Origin of the sequence: Streptomyces sp. NPDC046931 (genome assembly GCF_040644655.1) — a bacterium.
In the GTDB taxonomy this organism is placed as follows: Bacteria; Actinomycetota; Actinomycetes; order Streptomycetales; family Streptomycetaceae; genus Streptomyces.
Window position 1 is genome coordinate 1 of record NZ_JBEYWX010000005.1, and the last position, 20,485, is coordinate 20,485.

12 protein-coding genes and 8 pseudogenes are annotated in these 20,485 nt (G+C 69.3%); 12 read left to right on the plus strand and 8 right to left on the minus strand.

The features are described from left to right. Positions 1–68 precede the first annotated feature (68 nt). Positions 69–527: a hypothetical protein gene (locus ABZ876_RS11750; protein WP_361778153.1), complete on the minus strand. Its 459-nt coding sequence runs from the start codon at positions 525–527 to the stop codon at positions 69–71. A gap of 1,397 nt (positions 528–1,924) precedes the next feature. On the opposite strand from ABZ876_RS11750, the gene ABZ876_RS11755 reads away from it, so the two are divergent. The 7 genes and pseudogenes from ABZ876_RS11755 to ABZ876_RS11785 all read left to right on the plus strand — a co-directional run bounded on the left by ABZ876_RS11755 (position 1,925) and on the right by ABZ876_RS11785 (position 12,641). Beyond that, positions 1,925–3,157, plus strand: coding sequence for a hypothetical protein (locus tag ABZ876_RS11755; RefSeq protein WP_361778156.1), 1,233 nt, complete (start codon positions 1,925–1,927; stop codon positions 3,155–3,157). Between the two features lie 379 nt (positions 3,158–3,536). Beyond that, the gene (locus ABZ876_RS11760; protein WP_361778159.1) at positions 3,537–5,432 is read left to right on the plus strand and encodes a hypothetical protein; all 1,896 of its coding nucleotides are present in this window, start codon (positions 3,537–3,539) and stop codon (positions 5,430–5,432) included. Continuing rightward, entirely contained in the window at positions 5,429–6,457 is a 1,029-nt protein-coding gene (locus ABZ876_RS11765; protein WP_361778161.1) for a MoxR family ATPase, read from the plus strand. The genes ABZ876_RS11760 and ABZ876_RS11765 overlap by 4 nt, the downstream gene beginning before the upstream one ends. Further along, positions 6,454–9,048, plus strand: coding sequence for a TIR-like protein FxsC (locus ABZ876_RS11770; protein ID WP_361778164.1), 2,595 nt, complete (start codon positions 6,454–6,456; stop codon positions 9,046–9,048). The genes ABZ876_RS11765 and ABZ876_RS11770 overlap by 4 nt, the downstream gene beginning before the upstream one ends. A gap of 385 nt (positions 9,049–9,433) precedes the next feature. Continuing rightward, a pseudogene (locus ABZ876_RS11775) lies at positions 9,434–9,868 on the plus strand (DDE-type integrase/transposase/recombinase); the annotation flags it as partial. 433 nt (positions 9,869–10,301) lie between these two features. Then, entirely contained in the window at positions 10,302–12,005 is a 1,704-nt protein-coding gene (locus tag ABZ876_RS11780) for a SpoIIE family protein phosphatase (protein ID WP_361779011.1), read from the plus strand. A gap of 276 nt (positions 12,006–12,281) precedes the next feature. Continuing rightward, positions 12,282–12,641: a nucleic acid-binding protein gene (locus ABZ876_RS11785; protein ID WP_361778167.1), complete on the plus strand. Its 360-nt coding sequence runs from the start codon at positions 12,282–12,284 to the stop codon at positions 12,639–12,641. A 269-nt stretch (positions 12,642–12,910) separates the two neighbouring features. Here the strand turns inward: ABZ876_RS11785 and ABZ876_RS11790 are convergent. After that, positions 12,911–13,330: pseudogene (locus ABZ876_RS11790) on the minus strand (transposase family protein); the annotation flags it as partial. 115 nt (positions 13,331–13,445) lie between these two features. Between ABZ876_RS11790 and ABZ876_RS11795 the strand changes: the two are divergent. After that, positions 13,446–13,619: pseudogene (locus ABZ876_RS11795) on the plus strand (site-specific integrase); the annotation flags it as partial. A 116-nt stretch (positions 13,620–13,735) separates the two neighbouring features. On the opposite strand, the gene ABZ876_RS11800 reads toward ABZ876_RS11795, so the two are convergent. Beyond that, positions 13,736–15,106, minus strand: a complete 1,371-nt coding sequence (locus tag ABZ876_RS11800; protein ID WP_361778170.1) for a S28 family serine protease — start codon at positions 15,104–15,106, stop codon at positions 13,736–13,738. A 445-nt stretch (positions 15,107–15,551) separates the two neighbouring features. Next, positions 15,552–15,790, minus strand: a pseudogene (locus ABZ876_RS11805) (helicase associated domain-containing protein); the annotation flags it as partial. A 31-nt stretch (positions 15,791–15,821) separates the two neighbouring features. Between ABZ876_RS11805 and ABZ876_RS11810 the strand changes: the two are divergent. Continuing rightward, positions 15,822–16,013 (plus strand): hypothetical protein, encoded by a 192-nt coding sequence (locus tag ABZ876_RS11810; RefSeq protein ID WP_361778173.1) that lies wholly within the window; start codon positions 15,822–15,824, stop codon positions 16,011–16,013. A 42-nt stretch (positions 16,014–16,055) separates the two neighbouring features. Here ABZ876_RS11810 and ABZ876_RS11815 read toward each other — a convergent pair whose 3' ends face one another. Continuing rightward, a complete protein-coding gene (locus tag ABZ876_RS11815) occupies positions 16,056–16,580 on the minus strand; it encodes a hypothetical protein (protein ID WP_361778176.1) in 525 nt (174 codons plus the stop codon). A gap of 236 nt (positions 16,581–16,816) precedes the next feature. Between ABZ876_RS11815 and ABZ876_RS11820 the strand changes: the two are divergent. Next, positions 16,817–16,975, plus strand: a pseudogene (locus tag ABZ876_RS11820) (helix-turn-helix domain-containing protein); the annotation flags it as partial. Between the two features lie 68 nt (positions 16,976–17,043). Here the strand turns inward: ABZ876_RS11820 and ABZ876_RS11825 are convergent. The 3 genes and pseudogenes from ABZ876_RS11825 to ABZ876_RS11835 form a co-directional block, all read right to left on the minus strand. Further along, positions 17,044–18,024 (minus strand): cation diffusion facilitator family transporter, encoded by a 981-nt coding sequence (locus ABZ876_RS11825; RefSeq protein WP_361778179.1) that lies wholly within the window; start codon positions 18,022–18,024, stop codon positions 17,044–17,046. A gap of 5 nt (positions 18,025–18,029) precedes the next feature. Further along, positions 18,030–18,203 (minus strand): annotated as a pseudogene (locus ABZ876_RS11830) (acyl-CoA thioesterase II); the annotation flags it as partial. A 180-nt stretch (positions 18,204–18,383) separates the two neighbouring features. Then, a complete protein-coding gene (locus ABZ876_RS11835; RefSeq protein WP_361778182.1) occupies positions 18,384–18,752 on the minus strand; it encodes a hypothetical protein in 369 nt (122 codons plus the stop codon). A gap of 5 nt (positions 18,753–18,757) precedes the next feature. Here ABZ876_RS11835 and ABZ876_RS11840 point away from each other — a divergent pair. Then, positions 18,758–18,994, plus strand: a pseudogene (locus ABZ876_RS11840) (IS5/IS1182 family transposase); the annotation flags it as partial. A gap of 972 nt (positions 18,995–19,966) precedes the next feature. Continuing rightward, positions 19,967–20,233: pseudogene (locus ABZ876_RS11845) on the plus strand (serine/threonine protein kinase); the annotation flags it as partial. Positions 20,234–20,485: the final 252 nt, after the last annotated feature.

Below are 20,485 nucleotides of genomic sequence, written 5' to 3' on the forward strand. Positions count from 1 at the left end.
CCGCGGCGGTCAGGCCGCCGCCATCCGCGTACCTCATGACGAGGATCTAGCACCGCCAACGCCCGCTGTCACCCCACCCTTTCAACCTCAGCGTCACCGCCAAAGATGGCGACTTCACATCGGGCACCGACGTTGTTGTCGATCAGCGAGAGTTGGACAACCCTAAGTACGAGTGGGTTTTCGACTTGCCGTAAACGCGAAGACCGAGGGTGCCACACCCTCGGCACGCACGCAGTCTCTTCAGGGCAGCCCTGTCCACACACTTGGGCGAGCGCCGACGGCCGCAGTGCCGTCTGCGCCAGCCCGGCTGGGCAGTTCAGGCCCAGCTTGGCCAGGGCCGTGGTCCAGTCGCTGGCGATGGCTTTCTGGGCGGCGGCGAGAGTTACCTTGCCGCCGCAGCCCGCGGTGTGCAGTTTCGTCTCCACCGGGTCCTTCTTGTTGTTGATGCCGCCGCCGGACTTGTGGCCGGGGCCGGCGGGTTCAACCCACAGGTTGCGTTCGTCGTTGGGGTCGCCTCCTGGCTGCAACGAGATGAGGTGGTCGTACTCGGCATCGCCCGGGCGGCCGGTGTAGCCATAGGAGGCGGCGTTCAGCTTCTTCTGCTTGCTCGTGACGGAGACGGGCGGCCGAATGCCTCTGGTATAGCCGCCCTTGCGGCAGATCGTCGACCTCAGGTTCGCCTGAGTGACAGCCGGAGAGACGGCTCCGGGTGTGCACTTCGGATCTGGAAGCGGCTCACCGTTCTCGTACCGGTAGGGGCAGCTGCCCGCCGGCTGCTGCTGCTGAACGGCGTACCTCGCCTGGGGTCCGGCACCGACGGCGATCGCGGACCGGGAGGCCCCGCCCGCACACGTGGCCGACGCCTGCGACGTCGGCGTCGCGCCCAGCGACCCGGCCGTGCCGTCGCCCAGCTTGAGCGATCAGCCGGCCAGCAACAGGCACGTGAACAGGACAGACGACGCGGCGTAGTGGGCGGAAGGCATGACGACCGCTCATGGATCAGGTGGTGATTGAGCAGATGCTCCCCCACTGGGCTATCGCCCTACCGCGCGGGGTTGCGGCGCGAAGGCGCACACCTCTAACGAAACTCGCGTCAGTCGCCGTCCGTACGCCCTCCAGCGCAGTCCGCCCTCCCCACGGCAGCCAGCCTGCACTTTCTGTTCGAGCCGGCCGCCGACGGCGCCACGCCCGACCGGGCCGACGTCGTCGAGTTGCTGGTCGGCATCGGCCGGGAGTCACTCGACCGGTGCTTCGAGGACGACGGCATCGAGATCGAGTACTACCCCCCGATGGGCTGCGGGGAGGCCGTTGCCTTCCTGTGCGAGCGGGGTGCGGAGTCCGCCGGTGTTCTCGGCAGCCTGGGCAACGCCCTCATACAGACCGCGGCAAACCCGGCCCAACCCCTGAACGCCTGGTCGGCGCCGGTCCACGAAAACACTTCCAGCTGGGCCTTCGGCATGTCGACGCGGGGCAGCACGGCCTCCGCCGCTTCCCGCACATTGCGTAGGGGGCCGGTTCGGCACGATATGGGAATTCGCCGGCACCCGTCCGGCGATCTTGCGGTAGGTGCCGTCCAGCAGCGCGGCCGGCGCGGCCAGGTGCCCGCCCGCATCGGCGGGCAGTCCCACGGAGGCCAGCACGGCGGGCTCGGCCTGCTCCCACGCCTCGCCGTCCAGCAGCTTAGCCCGGCGCGCCGCCCCATTTGGAGGAGTTCGCGAACACCTCGCCCTCGGCGCAGTATCCAGTGGAACTGCTCCAGCACCCAGCGCAGACGGGGCGGCCGCCAGTGCCCAGGGGTCTCGCACCCGAAGCATTGCATTTCGGAAAGGCCCAATCGAACCGCGCTACCTCATCTGTGCAACGAGGGTTCAAAACCAGGGCAGTTCTGCCAAGCTGGCCGCAAGCAATGACAGCGGGGGGTTGCATGACGAGCGTTGTCCTGGTGCATGGAACGGGCGTCCGCGAGGACGGCTACACGTCGCTTTTCGATCTGGTCTCCGGCCATTTGGCAAAGCTGAGCCGCGACTTGACACCAGTGCGTTGCTTCTGGGGGGAGGAGCACGGTGCGCGTCTGCACTGCAACGGCTCCTCGCTGCCACCCAAGCCCGGTGAAGCCGACGCCCGGGCACCGGATCCGGCCGCGGAGGAGGTGCGGCTGGCATCCTGGGCCCTCCTGGACGCTGACCCCTTCGCGGAGCTGTTTCTGCTGGCCGAGGAGGACGATCGCCGCGCCGAGAGGTACGTGCCTCAGGACGAGAGCCCGGCGGAGGACCTGTGCCCGCGCCTTGACGAGTTGGCCGACGACCCTGCGGTCGCGGAAGCAGCCAAGGCCTACGGTGTGCCGGTCCCCGAGGTTGTCAGCGCGGCCGGCGAGGTTGCCCACATCCTGGCGACGACGCTGAGGGAAACCACCTCGCCGCTGTCGACGGTGCGTCAGGTCGCCGCGCGTGCCGTCGTCGCGGCGATGCTGGCCACGGCGGACCAGCAGTGGGACGCCGCAGGAGCGAGCCTGGACGGCGCCGCCGTCGACGCCCTGCTGGAGGTGGTGCTCAGCGCGCTCGGCGAGCCGGGGGCGGCCCTCGGTATCGTCTCCGACGTCACACGGCCAGTGTGGCTGCCTTTCTGGCGCAGCGCGGAATGGACGGCCTCCTGGCGTGTGCGCCGGCGCCGCTCGAACCTCAGCCGTCAGGCCGCTCCGCCCATCGGGGACATCCTCCGCTATCAGACTCGAGGTGAAGGACTCCGTCAGCACATCTCCCAGGTCCTGCGAACAGCACCCCCACCCGTGGTGGTCCTGGCCCACAGCCTGGGTGGGGTCGCATGTGTCGACCTGCTGGCCACCGAGGACCACCGTGATCGGGTCAAGGCCTTGGTGACGGTGGGCTCCCAAGCTCCCTTCCTGTACGAACTCGACGCCTTGAGTTCGCTGTCCTACGGTGACCCGCTGCCCTCGTTCTTCCCGGAACAGTGGATCAACGTGTATGACCCCCGCGACCCACTCGCCTACGTCGGCGCCGGGGTCTTCGGTGCAAGCCGGGTCAAGGACGTTGCGTTCAACACGCGCCGCCCGCTGCTACGCGCGCACTCCGCCTACTGGGACCATGCCCCGTTCTACAAGTGGCTGGACAAAGAGCTCTTCGATGCCGCACGCGATTGATCCACGGCGCACTCACGCACTGGTCGTCGCCATCGAGGCCTACGAGGACAGCGAGTGGAACGTCGCGGGACCCTACGCGGATGCCTGCGCGTTCATCTCCTGGCTGGTCGACCAGTGCGAAGTGCCCGCCACGAATGTCACCCTCTTCGCTTCTCCCCTCGCGGTGAGCCTGCCCAGCCCTGGCGGCGTCCCCACCCTCCCCTCGGAGATGCGGGTACAGGAAGCATCCTCCGGTGTCATCTCACGTCACTTCCAAGAGGGCATGCGACACCTGGAGGCCGACCTCCTGTGGGTCTTCTGGTCAGGCCACGGCCTCATCGACAGCAGCGGCAGTCACGTCCTGGTGCTGTCCGACAGCTCCAGGGACACCAAGCGAGTCGTGGACGTCGACGCACTGCAACTGGCACTGCAGTCCACCAGACTGGGGGCACGGGGAGGCCGGGGGGTACTGAAAGTCGCCGTCGCCGTCAACGCCTGCCAGAACCAGCCACGCGAGGACTGGATCAGCAAGGTCGAGGTGGGCGTGCGGCACAGCTACGTCACCGAGCGCGGCCTGTTCGTCATGCACGCATGCAGCACGGGTCAGCGCGCGCGCGTCGCGCGACGCGGCGATCAGGCCCGGGGCGGAGCCGCCAGTCTTTTCCCCCAGGCCCTGTTGCGGTTCCTCGACGATGGCACCCGCAACGTCCTGCCAGATCTCCATCAGGTCAGCGACCGCATCGACGCCGAGTTCGATGTCCTGCGCAAGAAACGGCTTACCTGGCAGAAACCGAGTCTGCTGCGGCGCAATTGGGACGGCCGGACCATCGCCACCGGCGAGTTCCTCGTGCCGCCCACTGCCGAGGAGCAACAGCTGGCTGCGCTTTTCGACGCGGTGCTGCCCGATGCTTCAGCGCGTCAGGCGTGCGTCGCCCGGCTCACGGAGCTGGTCCCGGTCGTGGTGCCGGTAAGCATCGGCGCGCAGGCGGCGACCTGCCAGCAGATCGTCACTGCCGCGGCCCGGACACCGCACGGCGTGCCGACCCTGCTCGACCTGCTGACCGTGCTGCCCGAGGCCCGGGTGGACACCCACACCCTGCACGCCGCCCGACAGGCAGGGCAGGAACTGCGGCCCAATGAGTTCCTCACGAGCGAGGAGCACTCCCAGCTCATCGTTCTTCTGGCCACCGCCGGACTGCCCGATCCTCGTGCCACCGCACTGTACGACAGAAGGCTGCGCCACCACGTCGCCGCGGCAGGGGACACCGATACGCTTGTGCGCTCGTTGGAGGCCGCCGGGTGCCGCAAGGGCACAGGAACGATCCCGCCGCTGTTCCGCTTCACCTCGCTCCTGGCCGCCGAAGCAGAAGCCCATGAGAGCGACGCCACAGGTCTCGTCGAATGGGGCTCACGTGTGGCGCACCGAACCGGACATGAGGGTGCCTTGACCTCCCGACTGGCCACGGCACGGCAGGAGGCCGCACGTCGGCGCGGCGACAAGGCGTGGCTGCTGGTGCGTCTCGACGTCGAAGACCCGGAGGCCCCGACAGGACGCGGGCGCTACATCCATTCCGCCTGGCTCGTCGATTCCGTCAACAGCCACCCGCAGGCACTGGCAAGTGAGTCCGGCAAGGAGTTCGCCACCTGGCGCCACACACAACTGGCACTCGCGGAACTGATCGAGCCGTTGATCGACATGCGGCACGAGGGCGCGGAAGGGCAGGTCGACCTCGGTGTGGAATTCTTCCTCCCGCACAGCCAGCTGGAACTGCAGGTCGAGCGGATCCCCGTGTGCCATCGCGAGGTGGACAACCTTCCGCTGGGCCAGATCGCGACGGTCGTCGTCCGCTGCGCCGGACGCCGCACGGCCTGGCATCACCGATGGATCGCGTGCCACCAGGACAACACTCCCGGCGATCACCACTGGATTCGGCATGACGCGAATGATCTGCCGGCCCTCAAGGCCGCCCTCGATGGCCGGCCGCAGGTGGGCTGCGTCGAACTCACGGGCAGCTGGCCGGAGTACACGCCGGCACTTGCCTACTGCGCCGAAGCTGGGGTGCCGGTGATGACATGGCATCGCCGAATCGACGGCAAACGGTGCGATGACGACCTCACCGACCTGCGGACGGTCGTCCACCCGGGTCGTCTTCCGGAGGAGGTCAGGCAGTTGCGCGGCGAAGCGGACGAGGCGACTGCGCGCAGCAGAAATGATCTGGTTCTCCTGTGGGACGATCCGGGCCGTGTACCACCCCGGATCCGCCCCCGTGTTCCTGGAAGGATCCCCCGCTCGTGAACGGCGCCGATTCCCCCGGAGGACTGTTCGGCCATCCGCATGACGCACTGCCGGTTCAGCTGCCTCCAGGTCCGCCGTGGCGGCGGTTCGGACCACAGCGGCCCAAACGCCCGGCTTACGTCATCCGGCCCGAGGACACCGATGTGGTCAACGCGGCCCTCCAACTGCGCCGGCCTTTGCTCGTGACCGGCTTCCCGGGCGTCGGCAAGTCATCGCTGGCGTATGCGATCGCCGACGACCTCGGTCTCGGTGAGGTCCTGCACTGGGCGGTCAACTCCCGCTCGGTTCTCACCGAAGCGCTGTACCGCTACGACGCTGTGTCCCGCCTGCGGGATGCCACCGCATCCGCGGACTCGGGCCGCCGCCTGCCCGTGGAGGAGTACGTCGTCCTGGGTCCCCTCGGCACGGCCCTGGCCTCCGTGCCCGGCAGCCCTCGCGTCCTGTTGATCGACGAACTGGACAAGGGCGACATCGACCTACCCAACGATCTTCTGACCGTGTTCGAGGACGGTGCCTTCGAAATACCGGAGCTCAGCCGCCAGGCCCTGGAGACAGGCGCCGCGACAGCCCAGGTCGCACTCACCCGCCCGGCCCCCTACCGGGCACCGGACACAGTCGGTGAAACGGCGGAGGACGGGCCGCAGCCCCCGTCGGCGACCGTGGTTGACGGGTGGGTGTGCTGCCAGGAGTTCCCGGTCGTGATCATCACCAGCAACGGCGAGCGGGACTTCCCGCCGGCGTTCCTGCGGCGCTGTGTGCGTCTCGATCTGAAGGATCCGGAACCGGAACACCTCAAGGATGTGGTCAAAGCCCAGTTCGGGGACGACTTCACCAGCGCCGACGAGGGCACCCTGGCCGCCGTGGAAGAGATGATCAATAAGTTCGGTGAAGCGGGACGCCGTGGGAGGCTGGCCACGGATCAACTGCTCAACGCCATCCACCTGCGGCTGAATGCGGTCGGCCTCGACCCGCATGTACTCAAGGCCGTGCTCACACCGCTCGACAACACGGACGACGCCCCGTGATCGCAGCCCTGCGCTCGGCGCTGGCCACAGCCGGATACGACCCGACACCGGAAGAACTCGCCGACATCTTATGGCTGGCGGTGCAGCCCGACAGCGGACCGCTCCGCCAGTCGCTCGGCGGTGAGCCCCTCACGGTGAGCGGTCCTGCCGTGCCAAGCCTCGGCAGGGGCAGCAGCGACGCGCAGATGACCGGGACGGGGCAGGCCGACAGCTGCACGCTCTACGCTTCGGTGGACTGGTCGGAAGCAGTCGGCGCGGCCGTCTCACCCACTCGCATCCCCACACCGAGAGCCCTCACCCAGGCCCGAGTCATGACCAGAGCTCTGCGGCCGCTACGCTCCATGGTTCCTTCACGGACCCGCTTCCACCTCGACATCGCAGCCACTGTTGCGGCACTCGCCGACGGCTTCAACGACATCGTCCTCACGCCCACGCGCGAACCTTCGCTGGACCTGACACTAGTCGTCGACGACGGCATCTCCATGGCGGTGTGGCACGACGTGGCCAAGGAACTGCACCAGGAACTCCACCGGCTCAAGGCGTTCCGCCGCACCCGCCTCGTCGGCATGAACACCGACGACCCCGAGCGGGTTTGGTTCACGGCCGAACCATTCCGTCACAGCGCCGCCACGGTCCACCCCGCTGTCGGCAACCGATGCCTCGTGGTGTTCCTGACTGACGGAGTGGGCCAGGCCTGGCAGACCGGCAAGGCGCAAGAATACGCGCTGCTCTGGGCAGCGAAGGCGTCCACCGCGGTCTTCCAAGTCCTTCCCGAGGACATGTGGCCGGGCACGGGTCTGCCCACCCTGCGGTTGATGGCCTCAGCTCCCCGGCCCGCCGTCCCCAACCGCCACATCCGGCTGCGCCACCCTCGACTGCCCCGGGGTCTTCTGCCCCTGCCCTCCCCGCCGATCCCGGTGATCGACATCATGCGCGGTACCTCGGCCCGGGCATGGGCCCAATTGGTCGGGGCACCGGCAGGCGAGTCGGCTCTCCACTTCTATGACCCGGACCAGTTGAGCACTCCAGCACCATTCGTGCCCGGCGACGCGGCGGCCGAGCCGTCCGCCGAGGATGCGCTGGAGGAGTTCCTGGCCTATGCGTCGGACAACGCCCGCCGACTGGCCGCCCATCTCGCGAGTGCGGGGACGGCGTTGAGCGTCCCTCTCATGCGGCTGGTGCAGCACTCCGCGGTACCGGGGTCAGGTCCCGAACATCTGGCTGAGGTGTTCCTCGCGGGCATGCTGACGGCCTACACTCCCGTAACGGCGGACGGAGGGGATCCACTCCCGCACGAGGCAATGCCCTGGGACCGACGCTCATTCGCGTTCCCTCCTGCCGTCGCGGAATCACTGCGGGAACTCGTACGACGCTCCGACGAGCGCGCCACGCACCAGTACGTGACCGAATACCTGGAACAGCAGCACAGAGCGACCCAGGCAGGCGCAGCCCTCGTCGCGGATCCTCATGGAGCGCTACGCGCCCGCGCCGACCTCCCGCTGGGAAGCGCCGTCCCAGGCCGGCCCGTCCCTCAGGGTGGCCAGCTGGTCTCGCTCGCCTCTCTGACACAGCAGCTGAACCCGGTCCTGGACCGCATCCGCGCCCCCCGTCTGGACTGGGTCCACGAGGCCGTCGCCACCAGCGGCAGCACCGATATCAGTCGAGTCGTGGACCTGATCGCCCAGGCGGTGGAGCAAGGGAGGACAGCGGCCGACCTGGACGACTACGCCGAGCTTCAACGCGTTCTCGAAACCCTGGCCCAGGAACTAGGGCAGACGGCAATGGCCACCGCTTACCGGCAGGCGCTCGCCGCCCTGCAATCGGAGAAACCGGCGGCAAAGTTCCCGAGCTCTGCCCGCACCGCCTACGACGACTCAAGCGAGCCAGCTCCCTACTTCTACCTGAGCTATGCGCACACTCCCCGAGGCGACGCAAGCGCATTGGACCCCAATGCACCAATCAGCCGACTCTTCCGCGATCTGAACGATCACATTCGGAACTTGACCGGGCCGCCTTCCGACAGAGCAAGGTTCGGAAGAGGGGCCGGAGCAGGGCTCAGAGCAGGGTTCATGGACCGATCGACGATTGGGGTGGGACAGCCCTGGAGCGAAGAGATGTCCGACGCGCTCGCCACCTGTCGGGTCTTCGTGCCGCTCTATTCACCACGCTACTTCACCAGCAACTGGTGCGGCAGGGAATGGGCTGCGTTCACCCACCGCCGAAGCCATCTCCGATTCGACAACTCTCGCTCACCGAGCGCCATCGTCCCCATCCTTTGGACGCCAATCGAGGCTCGTGACCTGCCCCTACCGGCTCAACAGCTGCAGTTCGTCCACCCGGATCTGGGAGAGCGCTACCACGAGCTGGGGCTCTACGGGCTGACAAGAATCGCCTCGTTCCGGACCGACTACCAGCGGGCTGTGTACCGCCTGGCCCAGCGGATCGTCGAGGTCGCCGAGAGCGTCATCGTGGAACCCGCGAGCCGGGACGACGTCGTGGAAGCACCGGACGCTTTCGCGCCACCGTCGTCCGACGACGACACCGAGGAATGGTGGGTGGTCGGTACCCCGGAGGACAGCGACGGCGGCTGACGGCGAACTCACTGCGGCCCGCTCAGCGGGCGACCCGCAGCGTCTCCACGACAACTCCGTGGCCCTCGGCTGATCGCCCCGCACGGCTACCGTGGTTGCACTGACCGCCGCCCACGCCGTGGACTCGGGCAGACGGTGAGGCGGCCGGATTCGACGGCGTACCCGACGGCTGCGACGTGTCCGGCGAGCTGTGGGGCGATGGCTGCCCTCCGCTCGCGTAGCGTGGCGTCGGCGGCCGGGAGCTCCCAGGCCCGCTCGGTGACCAATGCACCGAGCACGTCGCCCAGACCCGTCGGGGCGCGCACGTCCCGCCGGACCGGTGTCCCAGCATGGAGCTTCGCCTTTGCCGCGCGGCCGCCGTTCTTGCGGGCCGTCTCCTTCGCGGCCCGGCGAACCGGTCCACATCGACGTCAGGAAACTCGGCCGCATCCCCCACGGCGGTGGCCACAAAGTCATCGGTCGAGCAGCCGGCCGGGCCAACCAGGACCGCCGCAACGGCACCGCATACGCCTACCTGCACACCGCCCTGGACGACCACTCCCGCCTGGCATACACCGAGCACCTGCCCGATGAGAAGGTCGCCACCTGCGCAGCCTTTCTGCGACGAGCGGTCGCCTGGTTCGCCGCAAGCGGCATGACCGTCGAGCGGGACCTGACCGACAACGCCTGGGCCTACACCAAGAACACCTGGGGCGATGCCTGCCGCGACCTGGGCATCAGCCCGCGCTGGACGCGTCCCTGGAGGTTTCAGACCAACGGCAAGGTCGAACGCTTCCACCGCACCCCGCTCGACGAGTGGGCCTACCTACGGCCCTACACCACCAACCAAAAAAGACCGAAGCCCTGGCAGACTTCCTCCACAGACCGTGCGGGCACTGCGGATTGCGACGTGGGTGCTGATCGTGATCGGCGTGCCGCTGTACCTGGTGTGGCTGGTCCGGCTCTCCCACTGGACCGGCCGGCGGCTTCCCGAGGGCGACACCAACCGGTGGGCGCCGGTGGTGCTGCTGCCGCTGGCCGCCGTGGTGTTCTGTGTGATGGCCGGCTGGACTTGGTGGGTGAGCGTGGTGGCGCGCTCCGGTTCGCTACTGCGGGGGAACCTCAGGGGGGCAAGGGCCGGTATGCCTGCACAAGGGGGTAGCGGAAAAGAACGCAGGACAGGACAGTACGCAGCGTCCGGGTGCGCAGCGGGCGGCACGACCGGCGATCATGAAGGAGGCACACGCGTGGCGGAGCCAGAGCGGACCGAGAGCATGGATCAGCGATCCCGTGAGGCGGCTGACACCACTGTGGCCGGGGCGCTGGCCGCCATCGGCGCGGGCGCGTACGTAGTGGACGAGAAGGGGTGCATCATCGCGGTCAACGCCCGAGCCGAGCAGCTGCTGGCCCGGCCCGCCGAGGACCTCGTCGGCCGTGACGCGCACGATCTGCTGCACCGCGATGCCCGCGGCCAGCCGATGCCGACCAGCCGATGCAGCATGCGGCAGGCCTTCCACGCCGGACGCACCGCCCAGGCCGAAGGAGAGTGGTTCGCCCGCGGTGACGGCTCCCTGCTGCCCATCAACTGGGTGATCACTCCCTACGACACCGGTGGCCGGGAGGCCGCCACGCTCGTTGTCTTCCACTGCGACCAGCCACCGCAGGAAGCGGGCCGGCGGCCGGAGCCGGTGGCTGAGGCGCTGACCGAGCTCGAGCGGCTGGCCCTGCTGGCGGAGACCACGACACAGCTGACTTCCACCCTCGACACCAACGAGGCGCTGCGCCGGCTCGTGGCATTGCTCGTGCCCCGGCTGGCCGACTGGGTGGTCGTCGACCTGATCACGGAGCGCGACGAGGTGTGGCGCACCGCCGTGGTCCACGCCGAAGGCGGCACTCTGGTGCACCACGAAGAGCTTCAAGGACCGATGCCCCCCGTGCCGGAAGAATCCCCGATGCCACTGTCCAGAGCGCTGCGCGGGGTCGCTTCCACCCTTGCCGGTCCCAACACCTACCAGCAGCCACCCGATTCCGGCATCGCGGTCGAACAGCGCCACCTGTTCGAGACGACCGGCATCCGCTCCGCGGCCATCGTCCCCATCCGCAGCACCCGGGAGGTCCTGGGGGCCCTGACCCTGGGCCGTGCCGAGAGGGCGGGGGACTTCACCACCGCCGACCTGCCGCTGATCGAGGACATCGCACGCCGGGCCGCGGTCGCTCTGGACAACGCCCGCCTCTACCAGCGTCAGCGCAAGGTCGCCGAGACCATGCAGAACCACCTGCTGCCCCAGCTGCCCCGCGTGCCCGGGCTGGAGATGATCGCCCGCTATCTGCCCGCACCCCACGCCTCACAGGTCGGCGGCGACTGGTACGACGCCTTCCGCCTGTCCGACGGCGCCACCGCCCTGGCCGTCGGCGACGTCGTCGGCCACGACCTGGAGGCAGCAGCCGGCATGGCGCAGGTGCGCAACGTGCTCCGTGCCTACGCCTGGTCCCAGCAAGAACCCCCCAGCCGGATCGTCCAGCGGCTCGACGAGGCGCTCACGCACATCACCAACGTCCCCATGGTCACCATGATCTTCGCCCGCCTCGAACAGGCGGACAACGGCCACTGGGAACTGTCCTGGACCAACGCCGGCCATCCGCCACCCCTGCTCGTCAGCCGGGACGGCCTCACCCGCTACCTCACCGACGGCCACGGAATCCTCCTGGGCACCGAGACCCGCACAACCCGCCCCGACGCCACCGCCGCACTGCCGCCCGGATCCACCCTCCTGCTGTACACCGACGGCCTCATCGAAGCAGCCGGACACTCCCTGGACGAAGGCCTGGCCAGGCTGCGCCAGCACGCCGCCGCCCTCGCCCACCGCCCCCTCGCCTCCTTCACCGACCAGCTCCTGCGCCGGGTCCGCCCCGCCGACAACGACGACGACGTCGCCCTCCTCACTCTGCGGACCCCAGGGAAAACACGCGCGAGATAGGCGCAGTACTCCCCTGGCTGTACGGACGGACACACGCGTGCTGCCGTAAACGCATATCCGGGCCCTACCTCTCCAACACCGGAGCTGGGCACCACAGCTTGGGCTGAGAGCCGTGGCTGGCGTTCTTGGACCCAACAACTCCGAATTCGCCAACTGTCGGGCAACAACCTCGCCAACTGTCATGCAGCGTTCGGGGCTGACCAGCGGTGACGCGATACCGACTCGCCAAGCGTCATGCAAAGGCACACTGTGGGCGGGTCGAACTACTGTTGGGCCGTGACGACGTACGCCTATCCCGACGATCTCCTCGAGGCGCAGAAGGCCCTGAATGAGGTGCGCACCAGCCTCAAAGCCCTGGTCAAGACGCTGCCGTACTCCGTGGATGCCATGGAGGCATGGGAGCGCCCCGACGGCTACTGGCTCGCCACGTCCCCGTCGTATCCGGACTCGCCGGGCTGGTCGGAGCAGGAGCAGAAGGAGGTCACCGCGCTGCGGGAGAGGGAACGCGACCTCACTGCCGTGATCCTCACACACTCGTTCTGGAGCGAGGCCGCCGCACCCGGGCGGCCCGAGGCCCGGTCCCAGCTCAAGCACGCCCTCGAACCCGGGGACGGCGAGGGCCAGGAGGCGGCGTAACCGTGGCGGACACGCCGCACGAGCCGCCGCCCATCACCGTGGTCCTTCCCGACGGCCAGGAGGTCACCGGCCGCCTCCAGGAGCGCCAGCAAGTCCCGGACGCCTGGCTGTACAAGGTGGCCATCCCGGCCTGGCGGAACACGCCTGAAGGCGGGGTGGATCCCGCCTGGTACGTGGTGGTGGGTGACGGCCCCCGACCATGTGAAGCCCGTGCCTGGCGTTTCGTACGACGACGTCCCCACGAGGCTGCCCCCACCGCCGGCGGAGCGCGAGATCCACAGCAACTGTCCGACAGGGTCGGTCACCACCTGCACGTTTACCCCGTGTCGGCGGTGCTTGTGGGAGAAGTCGGCCCCGCTGTCGCCGACCCGGTCGCACTCCGCAAGGGTGCCGTCGAGGAGGACGTGGTCCGGGTTGGCCTCGCGCAGGGCGCGTAGCAGGCCGGGTGCGCGGTCGGCGAGCAGGTCGACGACGGCTGTCGTGTAGGCGTGGGCGGTGCCGACGGAGATGCCGAACCCGGCAGCGAGCTGGGCGAGGGTGTCGTGTCGGCGCAGGTACACCAGGCCGACCAGGGCACGCTGGTGCGGGGGAAGCTTGCGGCGGCGGTCACCCTCGCGGGTGACGATGAGCATGGTGACCCACTCGACCAGGGCGTGGGGCAGGTCGAGTGCGGCAGAATACGGAACCAACGCGGCTCCTGTGCCTGTGGGTTGAGACTTCGAACACCTCCCCCAACGGCACGGGAGCCTCGTGCGTTGCGGGCATCGATCCCGTCACCCGATCAGTGGCCACGCTGAAAGAGCTCACTGGCTGGAAAACGTCGCCGTCCACCAGCTCCGCGCGAACACCCACACCCGCTACACCGCCGTCGTCGAGCAGTACCTCATCCCAGGCCTCGGACGGAAGTAGCTCACCAAGCTCACCGCCAAGGACATCCGCACCTGGCTCAACGAACTGCGGACCGTCTGTCAGTGCTGCGCCTTGTAGTACTGAAGCGCCGGAGCTACACCAGCCCTGGAGCCCGCCGCACCTGGAACGAACGCATTGCGGCCGTCTTCCGTGCGGTGTGCGTACGCTCGAGGCCGTGCCTGCCTTCAGCGGGTGCTGGTCCAGCGCGTGAGGAGGGCGAGGGCCTCGGCGCGGTCGTTGGAGCCGAGGCCGGAGATGGTGGCGTGGTGGTTGCTGCCGGGGGCCCACAGGACGCGGGAGTCGCGGGAGCGGGGGTGGAACGACTCGGCTACGGCGGGATCTTGGGTGCCGTTGACGAACAGCAGCCGGTGGGCGTTACGGCTGACCCAGTGGTCGATGTCCGGCATCGCGGCGGGGTCGAAGCGCATCGGGATGTCGCGCGGGACGAAGGTGCGCGGCTGCATCGCGTCCGGGTGGCGCAGCAGATCGGCGAGGTGGGCGGTGGGGACGTCGAAGTAGCCGAGTTGGGTGCCGAGTTGGTAGAAGTAGGGGATGTAGTGCCGGGCGATTGAGTCGGCGTAGACGGGCAGGGCGGCGGTGTCCTCAAGCCACGCGTACAGCGTGTCGGTGCTCGCGTCCGGGCCGGGGACGGCCGAGGTGCCCGCGCTCTCACCGTTCTGCCAGAACATGAACGGTGCGCGCAGTACGGCGATCTCGAACGCCTTGTCGGCGCTGCCGACGATGTCGAACCCGGTCCCCGCGGCGGCAGCCCAGGCCTGGTAGCGGGCGACCAGATCGGTGCGGTTGAGCAGGAGCCGGCGTTGCGCGGCTTTGAGGGCGTCGCGGGTCGCGGTGTTGCCCACGGTGTCCAGGAAGCGCAGATAGGCGGAGTCGTCGCGGTCGTCGACGTTGTTCACGGCTGAGTAGGCCACGGTGGCGTCGACGTCGTGGGGGTGGAACCGGCGGTGGTAGACGCTCGCCATGCCGCCCTTGCTGCCACCGGTGGAAATCCAGGCGCCGGTGTACAAGGTGCGCAGGAGTCGGACGATGCGGTGGTGGTCGTCGGCCGCTTGGCGGATGGTCAGGAAGGAGTAGTCGGGTGCAGGCGTCAGCGGCAGCGAGGTGCCGAAATACCGGTGCTCGACCTGGATCTGGTTGGCGCCCAGCAGCACGGTGGGTTCCGCCCGGCGTGGCGTGAGCGCGGCCTCGTACCCGGTCGTGAACAGCACGGTCGGACGGTCGGCGCAGGTGTGCAGGAGGACCAGGCGCTGCTCGAACGTGCCGGCTGCCCAGTTTCGGTGGTCGACCGGCTGGCGAAGGGAGAGGACGAAGAAGCGGTAGCCCTCCTCGGCGCCCTGCCGCTCCTCGGTGATCCTCAGCCCGGGCAGGGCACGCAGCCCCTCCACGACGTCGTCCCGTCCCGGTCCGGTGACTGCGGACGCCCTGGCCGGGCCGGCCGCCGCGGCTGATGCGGTCGCCTTGGTGGCGAGGCCGGCCGCGGACGCCGCCGAGGCCGCGCCCGACAGCAGCAGACGCCGTCGCGTCCAGGTACCCATAGGAAACTCCCCTCTGTCATAGCCGCGGGCGGGGATGGTGTGTGCCCTCGCCCGCGGCCGTGGCGTTCAGCCACTTCAGTACAGCCGCCGCACAGCACGAAAAGATCCCGCGCGCGAGGGGAACGCCTCCCCCCGACCGAGGGAGAGGAGACGTCGTCGACGGCGAGAGCGAACCGGCACATCGCAGCTGGCTCCACCGGCAGAAACAACCGGCCACCTGGAAGCTGCTGTCGGGCGAGCAGCAGGAACGACTCTCGCTCGCGCCGACCGGCCATGCCCGTGGGGTGGGGCCCGCGCTGATCCTCGAGTCGGCCCGTGGGCCCCGCTTAACGGCCTAGGTGCCTGCCTACATCCTCGTACGGCATGCGTACACATAACGCATGTATGCCGTACGAGAAGCGCACATGCCGTGTCGGATCGCCGGTGTCGCGTCGCAGGTCTACGCCTACCCCACCCCGAGTTTTCGTCGTGCGGCCAGTTGGTCGGGGGTGAGCTTGCCACGCCTGGCGCGAGTGTCGGAGATCCATACGCCCAGTTGAGGGGGACCGGTTCTGCCTCGCCCTCGACAGCGAGCTGGACGACGGTGCTGCGGGGTACGGGCCGCCTGCCTTCCCGTTCGACCCACCGTGTGAGTGCGGCGAGTCCGTGTTGGAAGGCTTGCTGCGCCTAGCTGGGCCCCTTCGCCACACGCCCGGCGGCCGGCACCTCGAGCGGCTTGACGCCCAGCCGGCGGGACGGACCACTGCTCTCCAGCGTCCTCGCGGCCGGCGATCCACAGCTGACCGAGGCGTACCGGCTGTCCGCGAACCTCCTCGGCGGCCACCTGCCCGCAGACGATCGCGAGCTCCTGCGCGATGTGATCGACGCTGACGTACGTCAGACACACGCGTACTGGCGCCCGCGGTGACCTCGCCACCGAAGGTGAGCATGGGTGTCCTGCCCGGTCCGGTCAGCTGCCGTCGCGGGCGACGTGCCCACCGACGGTGGTCCAGACCGGCTCGGCCGCTTCCTCGGGTACGGCGCCGGTGAGGCCGTCAAGGTGCTGGACGGCCTCGCAGGTGATGTAGCGGTCGGGGTCCGGGGACTGCAGATAGCGGCGCAGCAGGTCGGCGTCGAGGTCCTGACGCTGGAGGTAGGCGGCAAGGGTGCCGACCAAGAGGTGGTTGTCGGCGAGCGCGTCGGTCAGGGCGTACAGGACCAGGCGCTGCCACGGCTTCATGCTGTCACCGTGCAGGGTCTGCAGGCGCTGGACACAGGCGAGGTAGGCGCTGATGCGGCGGCAGTGGTGGGTCACCAGCGCCAGCAGCTCCCATGGCACCTCCTCGCCCACCGGGCGCGGGGCTGGCTCGACGGTGCAGGGTTCGGGCGCGGGCGGCAGGGCGTCGCGGATCTGCTGCAGGCCCGTGTCCTGCTGCGGGCCGTGAGGGATCTCGCCGCGCCGCCGTGGCCGCTTGCGCGGGTGGGTGGAGGTCATGGCCGTGCCGTTCTTATGGCCGGTCCCACGATCCGGCGCCTGCTGGGTGGCGTGGCCACACGCGGGGCTCTGTGAGTGACGCGCCGCGTCTGGGGCCTGCCTGTCCGCGTCAGTCGTGGGCTGACGCGGCACTCGGCCGGGCACCGTCACAGCGCCTCAACGGGGCGGCACCAGCCAGGACAACGACGGACGTCCTGCCGACGTCACGGCGCGACGGCCGACCTGCCGGGTCCCGGTTGCGGAGCGGCGTGCGAAAACAGGCCGGGCTGCCCAGCGGCAGCCGCCGCCGCGTTCCCGGGCTGCGGCGCGAGGAGGTCGCCGTGCTGGCCGGGGTCAGCACCGAGTGGTACACGCGGCTGGAGAAGGGCCACATCAGCGGTGTGTCCGAGGACGTCCCATCCCGGGCAGCGTGAGCTCCTGCCAGAACATGTGCCCGACCAGCCCTCGCACGCACAAGCCGTTTTCACGAACCAGGGTTCAGGCCCTCGGAGCGCCGCTGCGCATGCCCGGGCGTCGGGTCCAGATACACCCGGCACACCGCCGGGAACGCCTCGTGCAGTCGCTGCTCGGCCCGCTCGCAGGCCCACTCGACCTCGGCGGCGGTCGACAGGTCACGGAAGTCGACCTTGGCCGCCACCAGGGCCTCCCCCGGCGCCTGCACCAGCGTCGTCAGCTCCAGTACCGCCTCGATGTGCTCCACCTGCAGGAGTTCCGCCCGGATCCGCTCCCGCACCGGCCGGGGCAGCGGCCGCCCGATGAGAAGCTCCACGTTCGACCGGCCGAGCACCCAGGCGACGTACAGCAGCAGCACGCCGATGGACAGGGAGGCGATGCCGTCCCAGACCCCGGATCCCGTGAGCTGCCCGCCCAGCAGGCCGCCCGCCGCCAGCACCAGGCCGATCAGCGCAGCCGAGTCCTCCAGAACCACCGCCTTCACGGCGGTGTCGGGCGTGTGCCGCAGATAGAGCCGGAAGGGCATCCCCCGGCGGTCCGCGTCACCGCGCGCCTGGCGCACCCCGGTCCGCAGCGAGAAGCCCTCCAGCACGAAGGCGACCGCGAGGACGATGTACGACACCCGCGGGTCACCGAGCGTCTCGCCCCTCGTCAGGGTGTGGATGCCGTCGTAGAGGGAGAAGACCGCGCCGCCGACGAAGGTGGCGACTGCGGCGAGCAGCGCCCAGACGTAGCGTTCGGGGCCGTATCCGAGGGGATGGTCCTCGTCGGGGGGTTTCCGGCTGCGCTTGAGCGCCGTCAGCAGCAACACCTGGGTGACCGTGTCGGCGACCGAGTGCGCGGCCTCGGAGAGCATGGCGCTGGAGCCGCTGATGAGGCCGGCCGCCACCTTGGCCATCGCGATGCCGAGGTTGGCGAGGGCGGCGACGACGACCGTGAGGGTACTTCCGGCGCCGGTGTCCCGCCGGTCCGGGTGCAGAGCTTTCGCCATGTCCCTCAGTGTTCCCGCGGAACCCGTACCACGCCCTCCCGGATGACCGAGATGGCCAGGCGCCAGTCCCGCGTGTAGATGCGGGCCTGACCGAGGCCGCGGCCGCCGTATGCCGACAGGGACTTCTGGTCGTACAGCAGCCACTCGTCGGCCCGGAACGGCCGGTGGAACCACATCGCGTCTCGCCGAGCGCGGCAACCCCGGCCGGGTGGTGAGGGGCGGCATCGACAAGCGGGTGTCCCTGGTGCCGCTCGCTGTCCAGGCCCTCGAGGCCCATCTCGCCGAGCGCGGCAACCCCGGCCGGAGGAGATCTGTCGCCGGCTGCTTCATCTGGTCGGACAGATGACCCGGAGGTGCAGCTATCCTGCCCGGTCGAGCGTGACTTCGATGTCGGTCGGAACTGACTGCCACATCACGCTGAGGAGCGGGTCCTGGTCGATGTAACGGCGTATGGCCGCGAGCGCGTCCGCTCTGGGCTTGCCGATGGCAGCCCGATCGAAGCCACTGTTTCCGCCACCGCTGATGTGCAGGTCCGCCCAGGCGGGGTTGTCGGTGAAGCATGCCTGGAACCCCACCTTCCAGTACTGGGGCTGCCAGTACGGATCCTGCCGATCGTCGTCCTCGTTGACGGCCAGCAGTCGTCCAAGAGACAGCGCGGGCCGGTTCCCGGTCCAGTCCCAGACGCCCCACTCAACGATGAAGCCGTCCCCGTCGTCCTCGGGCCCCACGACCGGTACCTCAGGTGGCGCCGTTGTTCGGGGTCTCGAAGTCGGCGGCCGACCGCGTCCTCGATCACCTCGCACCTCTGCTGGCCCTCTCGCCGGCCCGTAGGCCGCGCAAGGACGCCGTCTACATCGTGGACGGCACCCTGGTGCCCACCCGCGAGGGCAGCATCGCCGCCTCGAGCAAGAACTACCGGTACTCGACCAACCTGCAGGTAGTCATCGACGCCGACAGCCGCCTGGTGGTCGGCCTTATCCCCGCTTCCTCCCCACGGACTAGCGACGCCAGCCTCCACCAGACCACCGTCAGTGTCATAGCCGAAAGATCGACATCATCGGCATACGGAACATTCCCTCACTGATCTTTGTCCGTCAGGACTTTCACTCCCGGGTTTCCCACTCCTCCGCCACCGAGCAGTTCCACATCCGGCGGGCCGCCCGGAGCGACCTCGAACGCCGGGGTCACCTGAGGGGAGAACCGCCTGGGCGCTGTCCGCCTGCGCGGTCACCTTCACCGGACCCGTCTTCGTCCCCGCCGTCAGGACCGGGGCGGTGGCCAGGCCGGTGGAATCGGTCGTCACGGACGCCGACTGGCTGCCGCCGGAGAACACCGCGTCGCCCTGCGTCACGGTGAAGGTGACCGAAGCGCCGGCGGTCAGCGTCTTGCCGCCCGACGACCACACCTTCACCGCCAGCTCATCGGTGAAGGGCTCGCCCTGGTCGGCGCTCTGGCCATCCCCGGCCAGCGCCTGCAGCAGTCCGCCGGCAGCCGCCACTGCAGCACCACCTGGCCCGACTTGTCGGCGTCAGCGTCCGACGGGACTTCCGGCACATCCGCCCACAGGCCGCCTGCCCGGCCAGAGCACCGAAACCCACCCGCCCCGGCCCCGGCCGGCCACCGGGCCGGAAAGACACCCACCCCGCACCCCGCCACGACGTGCACACACCCAAGAAAGCGCAGCCAGCGAAACGACCGAAGAAGAAGACAACCACCCCGAAGCACCGCCGCACCACGCGCGCCCGCAGCGCGCGCTCATGGCGCACCCTGCTGCGCCGAGCGGGTGAAAGGCTGCCCCAGGCAGAACCCGTAACCGCAAGAAGCCCGTCGTGAAAAGGCGTGGACGCGATCAACGAAGTGCACGTCTCGGAGCCCGGTCTGGTCGTCGTGGACGTGGGACGTCAAACCACAAGACCTCATCCTGGCCCCCTCCGGGCCGCAGATGCTGGACTTCGGCATCGCCCACGCCCTGGACGGCACCTCCGTGACCCGCACCGGAGTGATGACGGGCACGCCGGGCTGGATCAGCCCCGAGCACTACCGAACGGGCGCAGTGGGCCCGGAAGGAGACGTGTTCGCCTGGGGTGCGCTCACCGCCTACGCCGCAACCGGCCGTCTACCCTTCGGCACCGGCGCTCCCGACGCGGTGGCCTTCCGCGTCATATCAGCCGATGCGGACCGGGACGGCCTACCGGCCGACCTTCGTCCCCTGATTGAAAAGGCCCTGTCCAAGGAGCTCTCCGACCGGCCGACTGCCGCCAAACTCGCACGGAGCTGCACCGAGGTTGCTGGCGGAGCAGGCAACAGCCGTCCTCTCCCCCACCGGCCAGCAGCCGCCCACGCTGATATCCGATCTCGTCAGCCTGCACTGGGACCTGCCGCCCCAAGACGATCCCGCCTGGCCTGCCCCGCCCCGCCGTCCCAGCCGCGCCCGGCTGTATCTGGCAGTCGGCGCAGCCGC

Coding starts and splice junctions, on each gene's coding strand:
- ABZ876_RS11755 (WP_361778156.1), top strand. CDS start 1,925: ATGACGAGCGTTGTCCTGGTGCATGGAACGGGCGTCCGCGAGGACGGC.
- ABZ876_RS11780 (WP_361779011.1), top strand. CDS start 10,302: ATGGATCAGCGATCCCGTGAGGCGGCTGACACCACTGTGGCCGGGGCG.
- ABZ876_RS11800 (WP_361778170.1), bottom strand. CDS start 15,106: ATGGGTACCTGGACGCGACGGCGTCTGCTGCTGTCGGGCGCGGCCTCG.
- ABZ876_RS11815 (WP_361778176.1), bottom strand. CDS start 16,580: ATGACCTCCACCCACCCGCGCAAGCGGCCACGGCGGCGCGGCGAGATC.
- ABZ876_RS11825 (WP_361778179.1), bottom strand. CDS start 18,024: ATGGCGAAAGCTCTGCACCCGGACCGGCGGGACACCGGCGCCGGAAGT.